Source organism: Aquirufa aurantiipilula (genome assembly GCF_019923745.1).
In the GTDB taxonomy this organism is placed as follows: domain Bacteria; phylum Bacteroidota; class Bacteroidia; order Cytophagales; family Spirosomataceae; genus Aquirufa; species Aquirufa aurantiipilula.
In genome coordinates this window covers 111,512-136,296 of sequence record NZ_JAANOG010000005.1, presented here as the reverse complement: position 1 = coordinate 136,296, position 24,785 = coordinate 111,512, and the positions used below count along the sequence as shown (strand labels likewise).

General features: G+C 33.9%; 24 protein-coding genes. 21 read left to right on the top strand and 3 right to left on the bottom strand.

Annotation, left to right across the window (positions count from 1 at the left end; all coding sequences use genetic code 11):
* Window positions 1-25: 25 nt before the first annotated feature.
* Window positions 26-679: a hypothetical protein gene (locus G9H60_RS07410; protein WP_223143420.1), complete on the top strand. Its 654-nt coding sequence runs from the start codon at window positions 26-28 to the stop codon at window positions 677-679.
* Window positions 680-783: 104 nt separating this feature from the next.
* On the top strand, window positions 784-3,207 hold the full coding sequence (locus tag G9H60_RS07405) for a bifunctional YncE family protein/alkaline phosphatase family protein (protein ID WP_223143419.1): 2,424 nt from the start codon (window positions 784-786) through the stop codon (window positions 3,205-3,207).
* Window positions 3,208-3,355: 148 nt separating this feature from the next.
* On the opposite strand, the gene G9H60_RS07400 is transcribed toward G9H60_RS07405, so the two are convergent.
* From G9H60_RS07400 to G9H60_RS07390, 3 genes are all read right to left on the bottom strand, one after another.
* On the bottom strand, window positions 3,356-3,781 hold the full coding sequence (locus G9H60_RS07400) for a hypothetical protein (RefSeq protein ID WP_223143418.1): 426 nt from the start codon (window positions 3,779-3,781) through the stop codon (window positions 3,356-3,358).
* A gap of 253 nt (window positions 3,782-4,034) precedes the next feature.
* Window positions 4,035-5,765 (bottom strand): single-stranded-DNA-specific exonuclease RecJ, encoded by a 1,731-nt coding sequence (recJ, locus tag G9H60_RS07395; protein WP_223143417.1) that lies wholly within the window; start codon window positions 5,763-5,765, stop codon window positions 4,035-4,037.
* Between the two features lie 209 nt (window positions 5,766-5,974).
* On the bottom strand, window positions 5,975-6,535 hold the full coding sequence (locus tag G9H60_RS07390; RefSeq protein ID WP_223143416.1) for a sugar transferase: 561 nt from the start codon (window positions 6,533-6,535) through the stop codon (window positions 5,975-5,977).
* Window positions 6,536-6,720: 185 nt separating this feature from the next.
* On the opposite strand from G9H60_RS07390, the gene G9H60_RS07385 reads away from it, so the two are divergent.
* From G9H60_RS07385 to pyk, 19 genes are all read left to right on the top strand, one after another.
* Entirely contained in the window at window positions 6,721-7,260 is a 540-nt protein-coding gene (locus tag G9H60_RS07385) for an ArsR family transcriptional regulator (RefSeq protein WP_223143415.1), read from the top strand.
* Between the two features lie 6 nt (window positions 7,261-7,266).
* Window positions 7,267-8,529, top strand: a complete 1,263-nt coding sequence (locus tag G9H60_RS07380) for a nucleotide sugar dehydrogenase (protein WP_223143414.1) — start codon at window positions 7,267-7,269, stop codon at window positions 8,527-8,529.
* A 394-nt stretch (window positions 8,530-8,923) separates the two neighbouring features.
* Window positions 8,924-10,114, top strand: coding sequence for a lipopolysaccharide biosynthesis protein (locus G9H60_RS07375; protein WP_223143413.1), 1,191 nt, complete (start codon window positions 8,924-8,926; stop codon window positions 10,112-10,114).
* 90 nt (window positions 10,115-10,204) lie between these two features.
* On the top strand, window positions 10,205-11,356 hold the full coding sequence (locus tag G9H60_RS07370; protein ID WP_223143412.1) for a LegC family aminotransferase: 1,152 nt from the start codon (window positions 10,205-10,207) through the stop codon (window positions 11,354-11,356).
* Entirely contained in the window at window positions 11,346-11,996 is a 651-nt protein-coding gene (locus G9H60_RS07365) for a NeuD/PglB/VioB family sugar acetyltransferase (protein ID WP_223143411.1), read from the top strand. The genes G9H60_RS07370 and G9H60_RS07365 overlap by 11 nt, the downstream gene beginning before the upstream one ends.
* On the top strand, window positions 11,993-13,018 hold the full coding sequence (gene neuB, locus G9H60_RS07360; RefSeq protein ID WP_223143410.1) for an N-acetylneuraminate synthase: 1,026 nt from the start codon (window positions 11,993-11,995) through the stop codon (window positions 13,016-13,018). Before G9H60_RS07365 ends, neuB begins: the two co-directional genes overlap by 4 nt.
* On the top strand, window positions 13,012-14,175 hold the full coding sequence (gene neuC / locus G9H60_RS07355; RefSeq protein WP_223143409.1) for a UDP-N-acetylglucosamine 2-epimerase: 1,164 nt from the start codon (window positions 13,012-13,014) through the stop codon (window positions 14,173-14,175). Before neuB ends, neuC begins: the two co-directional genes overlap by 7 nt.
* The gene (locus G9H60_RS07350; RefSeq protein WP_223143408.1) at window positions 14,172-15,053 is read left to right on the top strand and encodes a formyltransferase family protein; all 882 of its coding nucleotides are present in this window, start codon (window positions 14,172-14,174) and stop codon (window positions 15,051-15,053) included. Before neuC ends, G9H60_RS07350 begins: the two co-directional genes overlap by 4 nt.
* Window position 15,054: 1 nt before the next feature.
* Entirely contained in the window at window positions 15,055-15,726 is a 672-nt protein-coding gene (locus G9H60_RS07345) for a PIG-L deacetylase family protein (protein ID WP_223143407.1), read from the top strand.
* On the top strand, window positions 15,723-16,769 hold the full coding sequence (locus G9H60_RS07340) for a nucleotidyltransferase family protein (RefSeq protein ID WP_223143406.1): 1,047 nt from the start codon (window positions 15,723-15,725) through the stop codon (window positions 16,767-16,769). The genes G9H60_RS07345 and G9H60_RS07340 overlap by 4 nt, the downstream gene beginning before the upstream one ends.
* Window positions 16,769-17,482 carry an acylneuraminate cytidylyltransferase family protein gene (locus tag G9H60_RS07335; protein ID WP_223143405.1) on the top strand — a complete coding sequence of 238 codons (714 nt, stop codon included), beginning with the start codon at window positions 16,769-16,771 and terminating at the stop codon, window positions 17,480-17,482. Before G9H60_RS07340 ends, G9H60_RS07335 begins: the two co-directional genes overlap by 1 nt.
* Window positions 17,479-18,399, top strand: a complete 921-nt coding sequence (locus G9H60_RS07330; RefSeq protein ID WP_223143404.1) for a Gfo/Idh/MocA family protein — start codon at window positions 17,479-17,481, stop codon at window positions 18,397-18,399. Before G9H60_RS07335 ends, G9H60_RS07330 begins: the two co-directional genes overlap by 4 nt.
* Window positions 18,392-19,132 (top strand): oxidoreductase, encoded by a 741-nt coding sequence (locus G9H60_RS07325; protein WP_223143403.1) that lies wholly within the window; start codon window positions 18,392-18,394, stop codon window positions 19,130-19,132. Before G9H60_RS07330 ends, G9H60_RS07325 begins: the two co-directional genes overlap by 8 nt.
* A gap of 43 nt (window positions 19,133-19,175) precedes the next feature.
* Window positions 19,176-20,321, top strand: coding sequence for an N-acetyl sugar amidotransferase (locus G9H60_RS07320; RefSeq protein WP_223143402.1), 1,146 nt, complete (start codon window positions 19,176-19,178; stop codon window positions 20,319-20,321).
* The gene (hisH, locus tag G9H60_RS07315; RefSeq protein ID WP_223143401.1) at window positions 20,318-20,929 is read left to right on the top strand and encodes an imidazole glycerol phosphate synthase subunit HisH; all 612 of its coding nucleotides are present in this window, start codon (window positions 20,318-20,320) and stop codon (window positions 20,927-20,929) included. The genes G9H60_RS07320 and hisH overlap by 4 nt, the downstream gene beginning before the upstream one ends.
* On the top strand, window positions 20,929-21,705 hold the full coding sequence (locus G9H60_RS07310; protein ID WP_223143400.1) for a HisA/HisF-related TIM barrel protein: 777 nt from the start codon (window positions 20,929-20,931) through the stop codon (window positions 21,703-21,705). The genes hisH and G9H60_RS07310 overlap by 1 nt, the downstream gene beginning before the upstream one ends.
* Before the next feature lie 9 nt (window positions 21,706-21,714).
* Window positions 21,715-22,221, top strand: coding sequence for an adenylyl-sulfate kinase (locus tag G9H60_RS07305; protein WP_223143399.1), 507 nt, complete (start codon window positions 21,715-21,717; stop codon window positions 22,219-22,221).
* An 8-nt stretch (window positions 22,222-22,229) separates the two neighbouring features.
* Window positions 22,230-23,309, top strand: a complete 1,080-nt coding sequence (locus G9H60_RS07300; RefSeq protein WP_223143398.1) for a sulfate adenylyltransferase — start codon at window positions 22,230-22,232, stop codon at window positions 23,307-23,309.
* A 29-nt stretch (window positions 23,310-23,338) separates the two neighbouring features.
* Window positions 23,339-24,772, top strand: coding sequence for a pyruvate kinase (pyk, locus tag G9H60_RS07295; protein WP_223143397.1), 1,434 nt, complete (start codon window positions 23,339-23,341; stop codon window positions 24,770-24,772).
* Window positions 24,773-24,785: the final 13 nt, after the last annotated feature.

Below are 24,785 nucleotides of genomic sequence, written 5' to 3'. Positions count from 1 at the left end.
ACAATTCCCTTTTATCTTTGTCGCCATGAAAAATGGCCTTTTAATTTTAGTATGTACCCTATTACTTAGTGTTACATCGTTTGCTCAGCAGTCTAGTCCCCCACCAGCACCCATTCCGGTTGAAGTGATGTTTGGAAATAATCGAATGAATTTTCAATTGATTCTCAATAAACCCATCGATGCCAAAGGAAAATTCACTTTTTTCAATGTGACGAATGGTGCGGTAGATTATCATAATAAAAATGAAGAAACGGAGATTGTGGTGGTGAATTCCATAAACTACGATTTGGGGAATAATTTCAAGGCTGGTGCAGGAGCACAGTGGCATTTTAAATTGGGTTTAGTGCCTTTATTGGGTGTTCAATATTTTAAGGCAAATCCTACTTGGTTACTTTTGGTATCTCCGAATATCTGTCTTTTGCCAACTACCAATATGGAAGTTGTAAGTTTGGTGGAATTTAAGCCCTCTTTGGGACCTAAAACTCGCCTTTATACACGAGGACAATTACTGTATAATCAGGTTTTAGATGGAGGAGTACATGCCCGTAGTGGATATACATTTCGGGCGGGAATTAGTCGACAGAAGTTTACGTATGGCATAGGAATGAACTTCGATTATTATGGACCGTTCAAAGCTGAAAAATTGAATACTGGAGCCTTCGTTAGAATAAGCTTATAGATTGATTTTGAGGAGTATAAGCGTTTTTAACAAACAGTTTATATACGCTTATTGGTATTGCTAGGGACTTCCCTTAACTTGCTAATCTAAACCTCCTTGAAACCATGAAAAAGCTCTGTTTATTATTAAGTATTTGCTGCTTTTCTTTTCTTTCTTATTCCCAGCATATAGGTGCTACCGTTTCTTTACCTAATGGATGGAAATTAAGTCCTGCTGGGAAATCATTCCCCTTAGGAGACTTACCCTTAAATATGGTGATTAGTCATTCCAAAAAATGGGCGGCAGTGACTAATAATGGTCAAAGTAAGCATAGTGTTTACCTCATCGACATAGCTAAGCAGCAAGTGGTGGATTCCATGGTAGTTGCCAAAGCTTGGTATGGATTAGCCTTTAATTCCGATGATTCCCAATTGTATGTTTCAGGTGGTCATGACAATAAAATACTTCGTCTTGGACTTTCTGGCGGGAAACTAAGTTTATTAGGAGATATCAAATTAGGGGATGCTTGGCCCAATCGAATTGCTCCATCGGGATTAGCTTTTGATGATGCTCGTCAGCGCTTGTATGTTGTTACGCGTGATAATCGAAGTTTATACATCATAGATGCCAAAAGTAATCAAGTCTTGAAGCAATTTGGCATGGATGGCGAAGCCTATATGTGTGTATTGAGTCCTTCTAATAATGAATTATATATTTCTTGCTGGGGTTGTAATCAGGTTTTGGTATTCGATTTAAAGACAAATCTTTGGAAAAAATCGATTGAAGTGGGAGATAATCCCAATGAAATGGTGCTGCATCCGAATGGAAAAACATTGATGGTTTGTAATGCCAATGACAACAGCGTTTCCGTGATTGATTTAGCATCCCAAAAAGTTATTGAAACATTGGATGTAGCCTTGTATCCAAATTCACCAGCAGGATCTACTACCAATGGATTGGCCATTGATCCTAAAACCAAATATCTATACATCGCCAATGCAGATAATAATTGTTTGGCTGTTTTTGATGTCAATATTACAGGAAAAAGTCAGGCCAAAGGGTTTATTCCAGTGGGCTGGTATCCAAGTAATGTCAAGGTAATCAATAATCAAATTTGGGTTATCAATGGAAAAGGAAACACTTCCATGGCGAATCCTTATGGACCTAGACCGATACGAAAGGGAGAGGAAGTGAATTTGCATGCTGGAGATTCCAACGCCCCTAAAGAAGTACAATACATCGGTTCGATGTTTAAAGGTACCATGAGTGTGATTCCAAGACCTAAAGCTCAAGAATTCCCTGTTTATACGAAGGCAGCTTACCAAAATTCAGCCTATCAGCCAGCAAAATCGGAGATGGCAGATAAGCAGGCTCCGGGTTTACCTATTCCCATGAAAGCAGGTCAGGTCTCACCTATTAAATATGTGTTTTATGTGATCAAGGAAAACAGGACCTATGATCAGGTTTTAGCCGATGTTAAAGGTGGAAATGGGGATACTACTTTATTGCTATTTGGTAGAAAATACACGCCAAATCAACATGCTATTGCAGAGTCATTTGTGCTGTTGGATAACTTTTATGTAGATGCAGAAGTGAGTGCTGATGGACACCATTGGACCATGGGAGCTTATGCGACAGATTACATGGAGAAAAGTTGGCCTACTAGTTATGGTGGACGCGGAGGAGGAATTTATGGGGAGGCTGAGCGGAGTGTATCTCAAAATAAGAATGGATATATTTGGGATCAATGTAACCGTTATGGAGTATCATTTAGAACCTACGGGGAGTTTGTTACTAATGGAAAAGCGAATATCCCAGTATTGAATAATCGTTTTCATCCAACTTTCCCAAGCTACAATTTAGCTATTCAAGATACCACTCGTTTGGCTATTTGGAAGAAGGAATTTGAACAAATGGTTAAGGAGAATCGTGTGCCAAGATTTAATTCTTTACGTATGGGAAATGACCATACGGAAGGTTTACGTATAGGCAGGCCAACACCTTATGCACACGTGGCCGACAATGATTTAGCGGTAGGTCAATTGATAGAAACCTTGGCAAAAAGTCCTATTTGGAATGAGACAGTGGTATTTATTTTAGAAGATGATGCCCAAAATGGGGCAGATCATGTAGATGCGCATCGGAGTACGGCCTATGTGGCGGGAGGTTTTGTAAAAAGGAATTTTGTGGATCATACCATGTATACAACTAGTTCTATGTTACGCACGATGGAACTGATTTTAGGATTACCTCCAATGACCCAGTATGATGCTGCGGCCATGCCAATGTGGAGAAGTTTTGATTCAGTGGCTAATCCCTTTGACTTTAAAGCCATCGTTCCTCAAATTAACTTACTGGAGAAAAATGTGGTTCGTAATGAATGGCAAAGGCAATCGGAGCTCTTTAATTTTGAAAAAGAGGATGCCAATAACGATGTGGCATTTAATCGAGTATTGTGGCATGGATTGAAGGGAAATATTCCTTTTCCTGGACCTAAAAGAGCCGCCTTTATCTTTCCTGTAAAGAAAAAGGATCAGGATGAAGATTGATATATTCAAAGGTGGCTGAGGCTCTCGAAGCCACCTTTGATTATTATACGGAGACTTCGAGAACCTCGGTCACCTTGTAAGTTTAATCAGATAGTTATTACACGGAGACTTCGTGTATCTTAGGCACTTTTGAATTATAAGGACAAGGTTATTCCACGGTGGCTGAGGCACTCGAAGCCACCGTATGAGCCTCACGGACAAACCAAGCAGTTGATAAAAGTGCCAGGTTTTTGATGATGTATTGTCCTATTAAAGTTGGCGTAAAAATGAATTGCCAAGTGTCATTTGGAAGAAAAATGGTAGGAAGAAAAGTCGTGATGAGGTGCAATATCAGCGCGTAAAATGCCCAGGAAGTGAGTGCTGGGAATAGCCAAATTAGGCCTAAAGCACATTCAATAAATCCAAAATAAAAAGAGAAAGTATCTAAGCCTAATGTTTGATGTAGGGTGGCTTCATACAGATGTTCGACTAATTTTTCTGCAGGCGAAATCCCAATAACTTTTAGTGCACCAAACCAGAAGTAGATGATAAATAAGGAGAATCTACTAAACCAAATGATTGTTTTTCTTTCCATAATCTAAATCCTTTGCTTCAAAACTAAGTGAAGGGGAAAGAATTAAAAATGATTATCATCAGCTCTCTGGTGGTGGCTTCGAGAGTCTCAGCCACCTTTGAATTTTAGGTACAAGGTTATTATACGGTGGCTGAGGCTCTCGAAACCACCGTACCTGAGGCTCTCGAAGTCACCATTATTGCGGAGTGAAAATTGTTATTTAGGTGGCTGAGGTTCTCGAAGCCACCGTACCTGAGGTTCTCGAAGCCACCTTTTATGCCATATCCAAAGCTCTCAACTGTAATTTTCGATTGCCTCTAAACTCATTCACTTCCAAATGATAGACCAATGAAATGGGCTTTTGATTCAAATAGGCATCCATCAAACCTTCATAGAAATCCGCTCGTAAGTTAAAAGCAATCACTTCCATCACCGGATTTTCAGGTTTATCTTGGACAAATAGTTTCAGATGCGCTTCTTTCATGATGGTGGGTGGAGCTGTTTGAAAAAGTTGATTGCTTTGAAAAAGCGGAATCATATTTCCTGGTCCAAAGGGAGAAAGTCGAATCAATAATTTATCATGAAAAGCAAGATTCAGGGCAGAAAGGGGAACTTCCATATCAATCAATAATTCCGCTTGAGGAGGGTTTTCTGTTAACCCTTTTTTCACTAACTCATCGAACCGTTGTATAAAGGCAGGTAAATCCTCTGGTTTGAGATGTAAGCCAGCTGCATGGGTATGTCCACCAAACTGAACCAACAAATCCGCACAAGATTCTAAAGCTGCGTGAATGTCAAAACCTTTGACAGAACGGGCTGAACCAACCAAATGGCCATTTGATTCTGTTAAAATGATAGTCGGACGGTAATAATGCTCTTGTATTTTACTTGCCACAATTCCCACAACTCCTTTATGCCATGAAGGATGAAATAGGACTGTAGAAAAGGCTGTTGGAAGAAATGAATCTTGTTGGAAGATTTCTATGGCCTGTTGAACGATTTCTTTTTCTACTTCTTTCCGACTTTGATTTTGTTTCAATACAGCCTCGGCTAATTGGCTTGCTTCTAGTGTATCAGATGCCAACAATAATTTAACGGCACCATGTGCATGGTCCATTCTACCGGCTGCATTAATGACCGGAGAAATAGAAAATACGATATCTGTAACTTGAATGGGAGCAGTTCTTCCTGCGTTTTGAAGTAAAAAGGCTAATCCTGGAGAAGCATTGTTGCTTAGTTTTTCTAGTCCAAAATATGTAAATATTCGGTTCTCGCCTGTGATGGGAACCATGTCAGCCGCTATACTACAAGCCAATAAATCGATACGTTCCCAGAGTGGTTCAGGTTCTAAAAAATTGGCTTCAATGAAAGCTTGTAGGAGTTTAAATCCAACCCCGCAACCCGTTAATTCCTTGAATGGGTAGGGACAATCTTTCCTTTTTGGATCCAAAACAGCCAATGCCTCAGGCAATTGCTCCTCGGGTAAATGGTGATCACAAACGATAAAATCGATACCTTGTTCATTGCACCAAGCGACTCTTTCATGAGCTTTGATACCACAGTCCAATGAAATAATTAGACTGTAGTCATTGTCTTTGGCATACTGAACACCAGCTTGAGAGACACCATAGCCCTCTGTGTATCGGTCGGGAATGTAATAGTCGCAATCCGCCCCAAGAATTTCACTTAGATATCCATAAACCAAAGCGACAGAAGTGGTCCCGTCCACATCATAATCACCATAAATCAATATTTTCTCACCTGTTTCCAAGGCTAGGCCTAAACGCTCTACGGCCTTATCCATATCTTTCATTAGGAATGGATCATGAATCAATGATATTTCAGGCAACATGAATGCCTTGGCTTGGTCAAAACTTTTTATGCCCCTGGATAATAGTAATTGTAAGAAAAAAGGATTTTTAACGGTACTTAATTCTTGAGAAAGCTGTTGTAATGCTTCTTTTTCTGGAGGAGGCAACAGCGTCCATTTCTTTTTAGGCAACATAAAGGGTCGGCTTGTAGAGGTACAAAATAGTATGACTGTTTTTTATAATAAGGCTTAGAATGGAAGAATAGGAGGATGTTTCAATTAGGAATTTATTAAACAGGTTTTTAATCATCAAATCTCATAATAAATCTCCAAATTAAATGGCAAATTAGCAGATTATCATAAACATGATATATCCCACTAATCACTATAACTAAACACTAAATCTAATGAGCCACTCCATCCCGTTTCACCACCTTCCAAGCAGTTAAACACATGATTTTTAGATCAAAGAAAAAGGATTGTCTTTGAAGGTATTCGGCGTCGAAAGCCACTTTTTGTTCATTGGGAATTTCATCCCGGCCATTCACTTGGGCCCAGCCGGTTAAACCAGGAACCAATGTATGAACAGATGCTTCGGTTCTTGCGGTATTAAGATCGGTTTGGCTAGGTAGTGATGGACGTGGACCAACGAAGGACATATCGCCATTTAATATACACCACAACTGGGGGATTTCATCTAAACTCGATTTTCTTAGGAAGGAGCCAATCGGAGTTAGAAATTGATCGGGATTGGTCAATAGATGTGTGGCCACCACGGGGGTATTGGTCAACATGGTTCTGAACTTGGGCATGGGGAAAGTAACGTTGTTTTTGCCCATGCGGGTAGACCAATAGATGATGGGACCAGGGGAGGTAATTTTGACCAATAAAGCGATGAAAATAGCTGGAATAGCAAAAATCAGGCTCAAAATGAGGGCTAAAAGTAAATCAAATAATCGCTTCATAATTTGTAGTACCCTACAAATATACGGATTTTGAAACCTAGGGAATAATATTTAAGTGCCATATAATAAATATTGCTTCTGTATTTAAGTTAAAAAGTTTATTTTTGTTACTCAATTTTGTATCAGTCTGCTCACGCAATATGTGAGTCAGGATGGCGAAGCCGTAGCAAGCCAATCCTTTTTTCATGCAGTTAGATTCTATTTTTTCCGGTAAAATTCGTGTCAAGCTATTGACCAAACTCCTGCTGAATCCAGCCAGTAAGGTATACTTACGTGGTTTAGAAAGGGAGTTAGGGGTGAGTAGTAATACGGTACGTTTGGAATTGAATAAGTTGAATGAAATGCACCTGATAAAAGTTCAGGTGGATCCGGACAATACCAAGGTGAAGCATTATGCCGTCAATACGGCACACCCCATGTTCAGTTCCCTTCGTGGAATTATCATGCAATTTGTGGGTTTGGATCAAATCATTGAGCAAGTCATAGATAAATTAGGGAATGTGGAGAAGGTTTATTTGACTGGAGATTTGGCAGAAGGGAAAGATTCTCCTTTTGTAGATTTAGTGTTGATTGGTGACGTGGATAAAGACTATTTATATCAATTAATTCAGAAGGCCGAGGGACTAATTCCCCAAAAAAAAATACGAGTAGCGGTTTATGCCAGCCAAGAGCAACATACTTTCTTGGACAATTTTAATGGACCGTATTTTCATTTATTAAATTAGATTCAAATGCATTTAACAGATAAGAAAATAGCAGTTATTGGTTTGGGTTATGTGGGATTGCCATTGGCTGTAGAATTTGGAAAAATTTATTCCGTATTAGGCTTTGATATTAACTCCCAAAGGGTGAAAGAATTAGCCAATGGAATAGATAGGACATTAGAGTCTAATGAAGAGGAAATTAAGTCTTCAGTAAATTTGAAGTTTTCATCCAACAAGGAAGATTTAAGTCAGTACAATGTTTTTATTGTCACAGTACCGACCCCTATCGACCAGTTTAATGCCCCTGATTTAAAGCCATTATTATTGGCGTCTGAAATGTTGGGAAGCATTTTAAAAAAGGGAGATATCGTGATTTATGAAAGTACCGTATATCCAGGCTGTACTGAGGAAGATTGTGTTCCTGTATTAGAAAAATTTTCAGGGTTGAAGTTTAACCATGATTTTTATTGTGGTTATTCTCCAGAGAGAATTAATCCTGGCGATAAAGTAAATACCCTAACTAAAATTATGAAAGTAACTTCTGGCTCAACTCCAGAGATTGCTGAAGTAGTGGATCAGTTATATAAAAGTGTCATTTTAGCGGGTACTCATAAGGCTCCAAGTTTAAAGGTAGCAGAAGCCAGTAAGGCTATAGAAAATGCCCAAAGGGATGTGAATATCTCATTTGTTAATGAATTGGCTTTGATTTTTGACAGAATGGGAATAGACACGCAAGATGTGTTGGAGGCAGCAGGAACAAAGTGGAATTTTCTTAAATATAAACCAGGTTTGGTAGGCGGACATTGCATCGGTGTAGACCCCTATTATTTGGCACATAAGGCAGAATCATTAGGATATCATCCTCAAGTGATTCTTTCAGGACGGAGGGTGAATGATAACATGGGGATGTTTGTGGCCAACAAAGTGGTCAAATTGATGATACAAAAAGGAAGTGTCATCAAAGGGGCGAAGGCACTGGTTTTGGGAATAACTTTTAAAGAAAATTGTCCAGATATTAGAAATTCAAAAGTGATTGACATCTATAAAGAACTAAAGCAATTTGGATTGGAAGTAGATGTATATGATCCACATGCCGATTCACAGGAAGTAGAAAAGGAATATGGGCTTCGAATTACTTCGGAACTTGGAAGTTATAATGCCATAGTTTTAGCTGTATCCCATAATGAGTTTTTAAATCTAGACTATCAAATGCTTAAAGCGGATGCCAAAAGTGTCATTTTTGACATTAAATCTTTTTTAAATAGAGGATTAGTGGATTCGAGGTTGTAGTGAACAAATCCATAGAAACGAGTCTTTAAGAAATGTGTTCTGTAAATCGATTTAAGTTTTGAAGAATAATTTTTCCAGGAACTACTTTAAAATATACCTCTGGCAGTTTATCTCAATAGGGCTTAACTTCGTTTCGATGTTTATTGTAATCCCCTATTTAACTTCCAATCCTACTATTTACGGGATTTATACAGTTTGTATTTCCATATCTTCCTTTCTCGTATATGCTGATCTTGGATTTGTCAGTGCAGGTCAAAAGTATGCATCGGAGTATTTCGCTAAAGGAAATAGGGATGAAGAAATACAGGTCATTGGGTTTACCAATTTCATTTTAATCGTTTTTTTAATCTTAATGTCATTGGTCTTCTTTTATTTGAGCTTTAATCCCGACTTATTGATTAAAAAACTTGCGACGGGAAATGAATTAATAATAGCGTCTCAGTTATTATTCATTTTAGCCATTTTTACGCCAGTTACTATGTTGCAAAGATTATCACAGATGATTTTTGCGGTAAGATTGGAAGACTACATCGTTCAAAGAACTAATATCCTAGCAAATTTAGGGAAGATAATATCCGTGGTATATTTTTTTAGAGCGGATCATTACGACATAGTCGGATATTTTTTATTTACGCAAGTCCTTAATTTTCTAGCTATTTTAAGTGTATTGATTATTGCTAAAAAAAGATTTAAATATGATATCCTAGGGCTATTTTCCTCTATCAAGTATAATCCTGCTGTTTTTAATAAAACCAAAGGTTTGGCTCTCACAAGTTTGTTTTCTTTGGCTTCATGGATTTTGTATTATGAATTAGATCCAGCAGCTATTGGCAAATGGATAGGGGCAAAGGAGGTCGCTTTATTCGCCATTGGATTAACTATCATGTCCTTTTTTAGAAGTATACTCGGAACTATTTTTGGCCCATTTAGTGTCAGGTTTAACCATTTTATAGGATCAAACGATCAAGAAGGATTAAAAGAACTTTGTTTCACCATCACTAAGGTTACAGCGCCGCTAATCATTTTGCCTATTGTTACTTTGATTTTGATGTCGCCTTCTTTGATTGTAAGCTGGGTAGGAATACAGTATATGGAATCCATCATTCCTGCCAAATTTTTAATCGCTTGTAATATATTTGCGTTTATCTCATATCCAGGCTCATTACTTTTAATGGCGCAAGAACGGGTAAAATTAATGTACTTTGTCAACGCGCTACTTCCTATTATCTATTGGTCTGGAATAATAATAACTTACTCTACATTTGGTTTGAATTCATTCGCATTTTTCAAATTTTTGGCATTCAGTATTAATGCGTTTGTATATGCGTTTGTACTTATTAAATTTTTCAATTTGTCCTTTTTTCAATTCCTAGAGAATTATGTAAAGCCTATTATTTTGCCAATATTCTTTTTGACTTTGGCTTATTATTTATTGTCAGACTTTCTCCCAATGGAAAAATCTAAATGGAATTTAATGGTGGTTGGAGCTTATGCTTTTTCTATGTTATCAATGGCTGTTTTAATTCTTTTTTATACTTCTACATTGTTTAAAAATCAGATTAAAAAAATTATTTCATTAGTTTAATCGATTGTAATTTTTCAACTAATTCTATAGTATAAATTCCACCCCCATAGTATAATTTGTTATGCTAGAAATAGATAAATTAAAGAGTAAATGCAGATAACACTTTTCGAAAATATTGTCAATTTTATCAAGGAAAAATTCCCCTCAAAAGATTTTATTCCATTACACGAACCGATTTTTAGAGGAAATGAAAGACAATATGTGAATGAAACCATTGATTCTACTTTTGTATCTTCTGTAGGTTCATTTGTAAGTCAATTTGAAGAGATGATGTGTAAAATCACAGGTTCTAAATATGCTGTTGCAATTGTTAATGGAACTAGTGCTTTACATATGGCATTACTTTTATCTAATGTTAAGAAAGGTGATGAAGTATTGACTCAAAGTTTAACATTTATTGCTACATGTAATGCAGTTTCTTATTTGGGGGCTTCTCCTATCTTTATTGATGTAGATATAGATTCCTTGGGTATGTCACCTAAATCCTTGTTAAACTATTTGAAGAATAATGCAGAAATAAGAAAAGATGGATATTGTTATAATACTCTTTCTGGAAAAAGAATAAAAGCTTGTGTCCCAATGCACACTTTTGGATTGCCATGTAGAATAGATGAATTGTTGGAAATATGTCAAGAATGGAATATTAAACTAATCGAAGATTCGGCTGAATCTATAGGAAGTTATTATAAAGAAAAGCATACGGGCTCATTTGGGGAAATTGGAGTATTTAGTTTTAATGGGAATAAAACTATTACCTGTGGAGGAGGTGGAGCTCTGATTACTAATAATAGAGACTTGGCTATTAAAGCAAAGCATTTAACAACCCAAGCTAAACTTCCACATCAATGGGCATTTATACATGATGAAATTGGGTATAATTATAGAATGCCAAATTTAAATGCTGCTCTAGCATGCGCTCAACTTGAACAATTATTTGAATTTGTAGAGAATAAGAGGGGTCTAGCTAAAGAATATTCAAACTTTTTTTCCAGTATAAATTTAAAATATATAGATGAAATTGATCAAGCAAAGGCAAATTACTGGTTAAATGCTATTTTATTTAGAAATATAGAGGAGAGAGATGATTTTTTGAAATTTGCAAATAATAATGGAGTTATGTCTAGACCAGCATGGGAATTAATGCATAAACTCCCAATGTTTGAGAATTCTCTTAGAGCTGATCTATCAAATAGTGAATGGCTTTCTGATAGACTTGTAAATATTCCAAGTAGTGTTAGATAAACAAAAAAAAGGTATCGTATTAATTGGAGGTGGAGGACATTGTAAGTCTGTCATAGATATTATTGAAGATAATCACGAATTTAGAATTGAAGGTATTATAGATGTAAAAGAAAAAATTGGGTCTAATTTATTTGGAATTCCATTTATTGGAACTGATCAAGAAATTCCATCATTGGTAAAAAGATATACATATTTTCACATCTCACTTGGTCATATTTTATCTAATGTAAATAGGGTAAGAATATTTCAATTGGTATCTGAACTTGGTGGAGAATTTCCTATTATCAAAGCAAATGATGCTTATGTCTCTACATTTGCAAGTATAAAAGCTGGGACATTTATTGGGCATAAAGCAGTAATTAATGCAGGGGCCCAAATTGGGTTAAATAATATTATAAATACTGGAGCAATAATAGAACATGATTCTATTATTGGTGATAATTGTCATATTTCTACCATGGCAACAGTTAATGCAGATTGTGAAATTGGAGATAGTACTTTTTTGAGTAGTCACGCTGTGATAAATCGAGGTATTAAAATACCTGAGCAATCTATAGTTTATTCGGGGGCAGTAGTTACTAAAACTTTTATTGGATTTGGATTAGCTCTACGAGGAATCCCAGCTCAAATTATATCATGAAACCAGTTATTATTATTGCAGAAGCGGGTGTAAATCACAACGGAGATTTGTCTATTGCAAAAAGATTAATTGAGGCAGCGGCAGATGCAGGAGCAGATTATGTTAAATTTCAAACTTTTAAAGCAGAAAATTTAGTAACAAAATCAGCACATAAAGCAGCATATCAGGTTAAGAATATCAACGATGGCGACAATTCTCAGTTTCAAATGTTAAAAAATTTGGAAATGCCATATGAATGGCATTTTGAATTAAGAGATTATGCAAAGAGTCTTGGGATTAAATTTCTTTCTACGGGATTTGATGAAGAATCAATTGATTTTTTGGAAGAATTGGGAATTGATTTATTTAAAATACCATCTGGCGAAATAACCAATAAGCCATATTTGATTCATATCGCAGAAAAAGGAAAGGAGGTTATTTTTTCAACGGGAATGGCAAATATGAAAGAAGTTTCAGATGCCATGGAAGTCTTTATTCATGCAGGTATTGATAAAGATCGTATTACCATTTTACATTGTAATACCGAATATCCTACACCGATGAATGATGTGAATTTGACAGCGATGAATAAAATTCATATGGATTTAGGAGTTCAAGTAGGATATTCAGATCATACCTTAGGAATAGAGGTGCCAATTGCCGCAGTTGCATTAGGTGCCAAGGTAATCGAGAAACATTTTACTTTAGACAAAAGTATGCCTGGCCCAGATCATATTGCATCCTTAGAACCATTGGAATTAAAAAACATGATAAAAGCCATTCGAAATATTGAATTAGCAATTGCAGGAACTGGATTTAAGGAGCCAAGTCAATCAGAGATAAAAAATATCGCAATTGTTAGGAAGAGTTTACATTTCAGAAATGATTTACCTATTGATCATATCATATGCGCTCGTGATTTAATTGCATTAAGGCCAGGATTTGGTGTTAGTCCTATGGACATTGAAATGTATATTGGGAAGAAATTAAACCAAAATGTAAATGCTTTTTCTATGGTTGATCATACTCAATTTATATGGTAAAAATTTGCGTTATTACGGGTACAAGAGCTGAATATGGTCTATTATTTTGGACGATGAAAGCGATTCAGGAACACCCTAATTTTGAGTTATCCGTTTGTGTAACAGGGATGCATTTATCTCCGGAATTTGGCCTAACTTATAAACAAATTGAATCTGACGGTTTCCAAATAGATGGTAGAGTAGAAATGTTATTGTCTTCAGATACTTCAGTTGGAATTACAAAAAGTATGGGATTGGGTTTAATCGGATTTGCCGATTTTTTTGAAAGAAGTAAGCCTAATTGGATTTTGGTATTGGGAGATAGATTTGAAATATTTTCAGCAGTTACTGCCGCTATGATTGCTCGTATCCCTGTTGCTCATTGTCATGGGGGTGAAGCAACAGAGGGTTTAATTGACGAAGCAATCAGGCATTCAATAACAAAAATGTCTCATTTACATTTTACATCAACAAGTGAATATAGAAATAGGGTAATTCAATTAGGAGAACAACCAAAAAGTGTATTTCAAGTTGGAGCATTAGGAATTGAAAATATAAATCGACTGAAATTATTAAACAAAGAAGATTTTGAATCATCGATAGATTTTCAACTTTCAACTTTAAATTTTTTAGTTACATTTCACCCAGTAACATTAGATTATGCCTCTGCAGAGCATCAATTTAAAGAATTATTGAATGCATTATTAGAATTTAAAGAAGCTAAAATTATTATTACAAAACCCAATGCTGATCATGATGGAAGAGTAATCATTCAATTAATTGATGAGTTTATAAGAAAAAATAGCGGTAATGCTATTTCATTTGTTTCATTAGGTCAATTAAGATATTTATCTGCAATTAAGCATTGTCAAGTCATTATTGGGAACTCGTCAAGTGGTCTAATTGAAGTGCCAAGTTTCAAAAAGCCTACTGTAAATATTGGTGATAGGCAACAAGGTAGAATTGAAGCAAAAAGTGTAATTTCTTGTGAACCAGAAAAGAATGCTATTATCGAATCCATTCAGTTAGCACTTTCAGATGAATTCCAGCAACAATTAAAGAAAATAGAAAATCCATATGGTAAAGGGAATTCATCGATTAAAATAGTAGAAGCTATTCAAAATTCCCTCACAAGAAATATTTTAAAAAAGGAGTTTTTTAATTTACCCAACAGATGAGAATTATATTTATAGGATCTGTTTATTTTTCAAAAGTGATGCTTGAAAAGTTAATTGAACTAAATGCTCTAGTTGTTGGTGTAATAACAAAAGAGAAATCATCTTTTAATGCAGATTTTGAAGATTTATCATCTATTGCAATTAGAAATAGAATTCCTTTTAACTATGTTCAAAATATTAATGAATCATCTAGTATAGAATGGATTAAAAATTTAAATGCAGATATAATCTTCTGTTTTGGGTGGTCAAATTTGATAAAAAAGGATGTTTTAACTACCTGTCCACTTGGTGTTATCGGATTTCATCCATCGCTTTTACCCCAAAACAGAGGAAGGCATCCCTTAATTTGGGCAAAAGTTTTAGGCTTAAAGAAATCTGGAACAAGTTTTTTTTTCATGGATGAAGGAGCAGATACTGGTGATTTATTAGATCAAAAAGAATTTGAGATATTGTTTGAAGATGATGCAGCAGTTTTGTACGAAAAAATGATATCTAATGCTCTTCAACAAATTCAGTCGTTTTTACCAAAATTGCAAAATGGGACTTTTTCAAAATGCAAGCAGTCGAATTTGGGTAATATATGGAGAAAAAGAAATGCAGCAGATGGGTTGATTGATTTTAGAATGACTAGCGAATCAATTTGTAATTTAGTAAGAGGCCTTTCTAAGCCATATCCTGGGGCTCATTGTCTTTTTATGGGAGAAGAAATTAAAATTTGGAATGTCGAATTATCAATTTCACATGAAGAAAATTTGGAACCAGGTAAAGTTTTGGAAGTTAATGAAGCTAATATAAAAGTGAAAACATTTGATGGTGCAATTATTTTAACAAAACATGAATTTATAACTATTCCCCCACTAGGGTCATATTTAAAGTAGCATGGCAAAAATAATAGTTATCTCGGCTCATCCTGATGATGAAATTTTAGGTGCAGGAGGGACACTTTTGAAGCATGAAAATAATGGAGATTCATTAGCTTGGCTAATTGTCACGGGTGTTTCCGAAGAATACGGATTTACTAAAGAGAGAGTGAATTCTCGTAAAGTTGAAATTGATCAGGTAGCGAAAATGGTAGGATTTACTTCGGTATATCAATTAAATTATCCTACTATGAGCTTAAATTCAGACATAGTAAATGAAATGATTCCAAAAATTTCATCTATATTTTTGGAATTTGAGCCAGAAGTAATTTATGTTATGAATCGATCAGACGCTCATTCTGATCATAGGTATACTTTCGATGCAGTAATGGCTTGTACTAAATCATTTAGATATCCTTTCATTAAAAAGGTTTTGATGTATGAATGTATTTCTGAAACAGAATTTGCTCCTCAACTTCCTGAAAAAGTATTTATTCCAAATTATTTCGTAGACATTTCTGATTTTTTTGATAGAAAATTAGAAATAATGCAGATTTATCAATCAGAGTTAGGAGAACATCCATTTCCAAGAAGTAATAGAAATATCGAGTCATTAGCGACTTTTAGAGGGGCTTCTGTTGGGGTAAACTATGCTGAGTCATTTCAAATTATTAAATTTATAGATAAATGATTTCATATAAGGATCATCTAATTAATGTTGGTAGTTCGATAGAAAATGCTTTAATACAGTTAAATAAGCTTGGTAAAGATGCTATACTTTTTGTTATCAACGACAAAGGAATTTTAGTGGGTGCTTTGACTGACGGTGACGTAAGAAGAGGATTAATAAAAGGAGTATCGATTTATCAAAATATTGAACTAATCATTCAAGCTAATCCTAGATTTATCCGAAAGGGAGAATCTGATATTAATAAAATAATAGAATACAGAGAAAGTAATTACAGAATAATTCCAATATTGGACAATGAGGACAAAGTAGTTAATGTTATAAATTTCAGAGAGTTAAAATCTTATTTGCCTATAGATGCTGTGATTATGGCGGGTGGTAGAGGCCAACGATTAATGCCATTCACTGAGTTTGTACCCAAACCATTACTTAGAGTTGGAGATAAGCCAATTATTGATCATAATCTTACACGATTAACTGTTTATGGAATAGATGATTTTTGGATTTCTGTTAAATACTTAGGAGAACAAATTGAAGAATATTTTGGAAATGGGGAAAATAGAAATATTCATGTGAATTATCTTTGGGAAGATGAACCACTCGGAACTATTGGTGCAGTTTCAAAAGTTAGTAATTTTAAGCATGATTATATTTTAGTAAGTAATTCAGATGTGCTAACTAATTTAGATTATGAACATTTTTTTCTTGAATTTCTTGATAAAAATGCAGATATGTCTGTTGTAACTATACCATATCAGGTAAATATCCCATATGCTGTTCTTGAAACAGAGAATGAAAACATATTGAGTTTTATTGAAAAACCAACATATACGTATTATTCGAATGGGGGAATTTATTTAATTAAAAAATCAGTTCATGAATTAATTCCTAAGAATAAATTTTTTAATGCTACTGATTTAATGGAATTATTAATTAATCAGGGGTATAAAGTAACATCATATCCACTTGCTGGTTATTGGTTAGATATTGGCAACCCACAAGACTATCAAAAAGCACAAAACGACATCAAAAACATTAAATTTTAATGGAAATTTTAATTACTTTATGTGCCAGAGGTGGATCTAAAGGTATACCAGGTAAGAATATTAGATTAATTAATGGTATACCATTAATCGCTTACAGTATTGCTCATGCAAATGCATTCTCATCAAAGTATAAAGCTGATATCGCTCTGTCTACTGACAGTGACGATATTCGTAGCGTAGCTAAATTTTATGGAGTAGAGACTGATTATATAAGACCTGAAAATATCTCTTTGGATAGCACAGGTAAAATGGAAACTATTTCTCATATTTTAAATTTTGAAGAAAATAAAAAAAATAAAAAATATGATTTTATCATTGATCTAGATATTTCATCTCCTCTTCGCAATTTAGAAGATCTACTGAAAGGATTTGAAATAATCAGAAATGATGAAGAGGCCATGAACTTGTTTTCGGTAAACCCAGCTCAAAGGAATCCATATTTTAATATGGTTGAGAAGAAAAATAATGGGTACTTTGGATTAGTAAAAGAGGGCAATTTTCTTACTCGGCAATCAGCTCCGGATATTTATGATTTAAATGCTTCATTTTATTTTTTTAGAAGAAGGTTTTTTGATCAGATAAATCCAAAAACAATTAATGATAAGTCACTAATTTTTGTAATGAAGCATATTTGCTTTGATCTTGACCACCCAATTGATTTTGAATTTATGGAGTATTTGATTTCAAATAATAAACTTGATTTCAACATTTGAAGGTATTAATAGTAGGACTTGGGTCCATCGGACGAAAACATGTAGATGGCATATTAAATTTGTCACCTAATGCTCAGATTTATGCATTAAGGTCTGGGATAAACTTAGAATTTTACAAATCAGTTATTAATGTACACCATAAAAATGAAATTCCAGTAGAGTTAGATTTTATTGTAATTTCTAATATTACTGCCTACCATGAATCAACTATTTTGGACTTAATTGATTTTAAGTGTCCTATGTTTATTGAAAAACCGGTATTATCAGATATAAAAAATTCAGAAAGGATTTCAAATCTATTAAAAGATGCAAATATTATAACTTATATAGGTTGTAATATGAGATTTCATCCATCAATTGAGTTTATTAGGGGCTATCTTAAGGACAATGTATTGAGAATTAATGAGGTAAATATTTATTGTGGATCTTATCTTCCTTCTTGGCGTCCAGGGAAAAATTTTCGTGATATATATAGTGCAAATAGAAAAATGGGAGGAGGAGTCCATCTTGATTTAATACATGAAATAGATTATTGTTGTTGGATTTTCGGAAACCCAATATCATCTGAGAGCTTACAAATGAGTTGTTCCTCTCTTGAAATTGATGCAATTGATTCTGCTAGATATTTCATGAAATATCTAGATTTTTCAACAAGTATTACACTTAATTATTTTAGAAGAGATGCAAAACGTCAAATTGAGATTGTTACATCTGAAGATACGATTATAGTTGATTTACTTTTGAATACTATTAAGAGTGTTATAAAGGATGAAATATTATTTCAAGGGGATTTTGATTTATTGGATACCTACACCAAACAAATGAGTTATTTTACCAAGCAAATTAAGTTAGGAGAGTCTACAATGAACACATTTGATGACGCAGTAAAGATTTTGAAATTGGCAATTAATGAATAAGTTAGAAAATAAGGTCATTATCGTGACTGGAGGCAATGGATTGATTGGGAGGGCAATATTAAAATATATTAGATCATCTGGAGCTATTGGTATTAATGCAGAATTACATGGTCCAAATGATTTAGAAAAAGGTTCGATTTGTTGTGATGTTACAAGTCTCGAATCTGTTAAAGAAGCTTTAAAAAATATTTACCAGAAATATGGGAAAATTGATGGATTTGTAAACAATGCTTATCCTCGAACTCCAGATTGGGGATTAAAATTCGAAAATATTCCAGTTGATTCATGGAGAAAAAATATAGACTCTCAAATGAACAGTGTTTTCATTTGTTCTCAGGCTGTGCTCGAGATAATGAAAATCCAAGGAACTGGGTCAATTGTTAATATATCTTCTATATATGGTACAGTTGGTCCAGATTTTACTATTTACGATGGTACAGAAATGACTATGCCTGCGGCTTATTCAGCTATAAAAGGAGGAATTGTTAATCTTTCTAGATACTTAGCGTCATATTATGGTCCTCATGGAATTAGAATAAATTGCGTTTCTCCAGGAGGAATTTATGATAACCAAATTGAATTATTTGTCCAACAATATGAGAAAAAAGTGCCCATGAGAAGGATGGGGCAACCTGAGGATATTGCACCTGCTGTAGGATTTCTATTAAGCGACGATTCTGGATATATTACAGGCCAAAATCTAATGGTTGATGGAGGGTGGACATCAATCTAATTACCAATTCTAATTTTCAAAGTTACTTAAATATACTTAAGCTATGAGCAGTAAAAAAATAACATGGTGTAAGAATTGCTTAAACATGTCAACTAGGCCACGAATTTCATTCGATGAAAATGGATGGTGTAATGCTTGTCAATGGATGCAGGAAAAGAAAAACATGGATTGGAGCAATAGGCAATTTGAATTACAGAGCTTAATAAATAAGTATAAATCAAAATCAGGCAGTTTTGACTGTATTGTTCCAGTAAGTGGGGGAAAGGATGGTTCATATGTTGCATATCAATTAAAGCATAAATATGGAATGAACCCTCTTTGCGTAACAGTTAGGCCTGCTTTATCTCTCGAAATTGGCGATAAAAATTTATTAAATTTCATTTATTCAGGTTATGATCATATACATATCACTCCCAATCCTAAAGTATTAGATCGATTAAATAAATATGGATTTATAGAAAAGGGCTTTCCCTATTATGGTTGGTTAATAGCAATCCATACTGCTGTTATTAAGACAGCTGTTAACTTTAAAATTCCATTAATATTTTATGGTGAAGACGGAGAGATTGAGTACGGTGGTAGTACAGAAAGCAAAAATAATCCTTTATATGGAATTGATTACATGAAGAAAATCTATCTTGAAGGAGGGCATGATATTGTTTTTAATCGAATCAAGGAAGATGGGGATATATCAGATGCTGATTTAGCGTTTTTTAATTTTCCTAAAAAGGAAGAAATTTCAGATATAGGACTTTCATTTACTCATTGGTCATACTATGAATCATGGGATTCATATCGAAACTATGTAGTAGCAAAAGAGAAATGTGGTCTAATCGAAAAGGATGAAGGGAATGCCGATACTTTTACAAATTTTTCTCAAAATGATCAAGCATTGTATGCACTCCATGCCTATTTGATGTATCTAAAATTTGGATTTGGAAGAGCGACTCAAGATGCAGGAATTGAAATTCGTAGAGGGGCAATGAATCGAGAACAAGCATTGAATTTGGTAAATATGTATGATAACTCTTATCCTGAAAGTTTAATTGATACCTATTTAGATTACTATAAAATGACAAAAGAAGAATTTGATGCAGTTTTAGATAAGTATGCCAACAAAGAATTATTTCAAAAAATTGATGGGATTTGGCAACCTAAATACGTACCAGGAGAAGATTTTGAAATATGAATGTTGTAATTGTTGACTATGGAATGGGAAATATTCGATCACTAGTTACTACTCTAAACTATTTGAATGTTCAAAGTATAATTTTATCTAATAAGATAGAAGATTTTGAAAAAGCGGATAGAATAATTTTACCCGGTGTTGGTAATTTTGGTAAAGCGATTCATCAAATCAAAGAAAATAGAATAGATATAGCATTGAATAAATCCGTTTTAGAACAAAAAATCCCGATTTTGGGCATATGTTTAGGGATGCAACTTTTGGGGAATTCTTCTTCAGAATCTGGTTATAATAATGGTCTTTCTTTTATAAATGGAGAAGTAAGAGAGTTTGATCGCTCAAAAGTTAAAGTGCCGCATGTTGGTTTTAATCAGGTAAAGGTCAATTTTAATAGTAAACTATTTGATGGGATAAAGGACAATTCAGATTTTTATTTTACACATAGTTTTCGAATGCATTCTAATGATAATATAAATCAAAGTATCTGCAATTATCAAAATGATTTTATCGCAGGTTTTGAAAAAGCGAATATCTGTGGTGTTCAATTTCATCCTGAATTAAGCCAGTTTAATGGTTTACATCTTTTTAGAAACTTTTTAAATAATTTTTAATGTTAAGAAAACGAATAATTTTCACATTAATTTATTCTGAAGGGTTTTTTATGCAAAGTAGAAATTTTCGACTTCAGAAAGTGGGGAATTTAAATTGGTTAGAGAAGAATTATAAGTTTCAAAATATATCTTTTGCATTAGATGAATTGATTTTATTAAATGCAAGTAAATCAAACAAAAATATATACGAATTTGCGAAAACGGTAAGTAATCTCGTTAATGATGTCTTTATACCAATTGCTGCAGGCGGAGGAATAGAAACATTAGAAGATGCAGAATTACTTTTTAAAAGTGGCGCAGATAAAATTGTTATTAATTCATTATTGGTTCAAAATTCAATAATGGTTCAAGATTTGATTAGGAATTATGGAAGTCAAAGTGTTGTCGCAAGTATAGATTGTAAATCTAATGGTGAATGTTATGAAGTTTTCATTAAAGATGGCACGGTAAAAGTGGATTTCTCATTATCAGAATATATTAAGTATTTAGAAGATTTAGGCGTAGGAGAAATCTATTTAAATTCAATAGATAAAGATGGAACAGGTTTTGGATATGATGAAACATTAATTGAGAGTATTAACAAAATCACCAGTTTGCCATTAATCATTGCAGGTGGAGCTGGGAATGAGAGTCACCTATTAAAAGGTCTTCAACTTGTAAATGTTAGTGCTGTAGCCACTGCAAATTTATTTAATTTTATTGGCAATGGGTTGCCTAATGCAAGGAATTTGATTTTGGAATCAGGAGAAAATATTGCTAATTGGAATAAAGACTAAGAGATAATTATGGTTATTTGGATAACAGGCCTTTCCGCTTCAGGAAAAACGACTTTGAGTCAAGAATTTGAAAAAAAATATAAAAATAGTATTCCTAATATGGTTTTACTAGATGGGGATGTAATTCGTCAATTATATGGTAATGATCTAGGTTACAAAGAAACAGATCGTGAAATTCAAATTAAAAGGATGCATAATTTAGCTGCATTTTTAGAAAAACAATCAATAATTGTTCTAGTAGCCGCACTTTATTCAAATGAGCAATTATTAGAAAATAATAGAAAAGAATTTAAAGAGTACTTTGAAGTGTATTTAAAAGGTAACATAGATCAATTACAAGTTAGAGAAATTAAAGGCTTATATAAACAAGCCTTAGAAAATAAAATAGTAGACGTTGTAGGTGTAGATATTCCATGGAATGAACCTATTAACCCAGAGCTAATATTTGATATTTCAGAGGGATTATCTCCAAATGAAATGGCAGAAATTCTTTATAGAAAAGCTTTCAATAAATAAAAGAATAGATGAATAGTATTTCTTTAACGCTTAGGCAAGATCAATATTTAGAACTTGAAAAAATTGGGATTGAGGCATTTTTGCCATTAGATCATTTTATGACAGAATCAGAATTTATATCTGTTACTGAAAAAATGAGATTACCTTCAGGTTACCCATTTCCTATTCCAGTGATATTAGATGTTAATAAAGAAACCGCAGAGATGGCCTCAAATGTGTCTCACATTGATTTAATTTATAAAGACATTTTAGTAGGTAAAGTTTATCCCGAAAGTATTTATACATGTGACAAGGAAAAAGTAGCTAAATTAATATATTCAACATCTGAAATTGAACATCCTGGCGTTTCACGATTTTATAGTCAAGGAGATTGGTTTATTGGAGGGAAAACGATTTTCTTAAAACAAGTAAAAGAAGGAATCAGTAGTCTAGAATTAACTCCTGCAGAAGTAAAGAAGAAATTTGCCGAACTTGGTTGGAATTCGATAGTGGGTTTTCAAACGCGAAATGTTCCTCATAGAGCTCATGAATATTTGCAGAAAGTAGCACTAGAGCATGTGGATGGGTTATTTATCCAGCCTTTAGTTGGTCAAAAGAAAAACGGGGATTATACACCTGAAGCAGTTATGACTGGGTACAGAGCTTTAGTTGATGGATTTTATCCAACTGACAAAGTTGTACTTGGAATCCTATCAACATCAATGCGTTATGCGGGCCCTCGTGAAGCAGTTTTTCATGCTATTATTAGAAAAAATTATGGTTGTACTCATTTTATAGTTGGTAGAGACCATGCAGGGGTTGGTAATTATTACGAAAAATATGCTGGGCACGATATATTGCATATTTTTGAAAATGAAATAGGAATAAAAATAATGTACTTACATGGGCCATTTTATTGTGAATCTTGTGATGGCATAGTAACAGAGCACACATGCCCACACTTTAAACTCAATCCTGAAGTTACTAATCAAATCAGTGGTTCTATGATGAGAGAAATTTTAAGTGGAGGGAATAAGCCAGATAAAAAATATTTTCGCCCAGAAATCTTAGAAGCACTTAAGGGGTGCGAACTTTTTATAAATGAATAATTTTAAAAATTCTTTTAAATAATATTATAATGAATAATACAAGAATAGTTGCCACAATAGGTCCAGCTACCAATAATGCAAAATCATTATTGGAATTAAAAAAAGCAGGAATGAGTATTGCCAGATTAAATGGTTCTCATAACTCTCTTGATTGGCACAAAGAAGTTATTTCACTTATTCATCGTGTTTTACCTGATACACCCATTTTACTTGATATTCCTGGCAGGAAGATTCGAACTACTCAATTGGCATCTGAACCACAATTTGATATTGGGGATATAATAATTTTAACAACTGACATATCATTTGATGGAAAAGAAAAAGTACCTGTGAATTATGAAAATCTGCATAATGACTTAGAGGCTGGTCAAACTGTTTTAGCAGATGATGGTACACTTAAGTTTACAATTACAAAAATTACAGGGAGAGATATTTATTTAAAAGCTGAAACCCCAGGGTGTCTCAAAAGTAAAAAAGGCATTAATGTTCCATATGTAAAATTGAATACAAAACTAGTTACTGAAAGAGATCGATTAATGTTGAAATTTGCTCAAGAAAATGAGGTGGATTTTATTGGGCTAAGTTTTGTAGAATCAAAAGAACATGTTCAGGCAATAAGAGACATTATTAATCCACTTAGTTATCCAAGAATTGTAAGTAAAATTGAGAATCAAGGTGGTATTAATAATATGGAGGAAATAATTGAAGTTTCTGATGCAATTATGATTGATCGAGGAGATTTGTCTATGGAAACTGAACTTGATTCAATTGCTTTAATGCAAAAAGAAATTATTCTATCTGCACGAAGATATGCAAAGCCAGTTATTGTTGCTACGGAGTTATTACATTCTATGATTGAGAACAGCTTTCCTACTAAAGCAGAGGTTTGTGATATAAGTAATGCCGTTTTGGATGGTTGTGCAGCAGTGATGTTATCCGGGGAAACGGCTATCGGTAAGAATCCAGTTGAAGCAGTTAGTCTTATGACAAGGGTTGTCGCAAAGTCAGAAAACTATTTGCGAAAAAAGGAAAATGTAAAATTATTAAATTCCACAAAATTGACATCAGCAATTCCCGTTGCTATTGGAGATGCTATTGAAGTAATATGTAATGAAGCAATCGTCACAAAAATTGTAGCAATAACTCGTTCTGGTTTTGCTGCCAAAGCACTATCTACTCGTAATTTAACTCAGCCTATTCTTGCAATAAGTGATGAGGAAATGTCTGCAAAAAGTTTCAATTTTTTCCCAGGTGTTAAAGGAATTTATTTTCCAGAAAAATTCCCTAAAGATAACCTAGATCATGTAATTAAAATATTAGAATTTCTTAGAAATTCCAATGAGTTAACCGATGAAGATTTAATATTAGTAACAGCAGTTGGTTATCCAAATTCAGGAAGCAGAATGAATATGATACAAACACATCTAGTTAAAGATTTAGCAAAAACATTTCATTGGAAGTAAAAGATACTTTAGT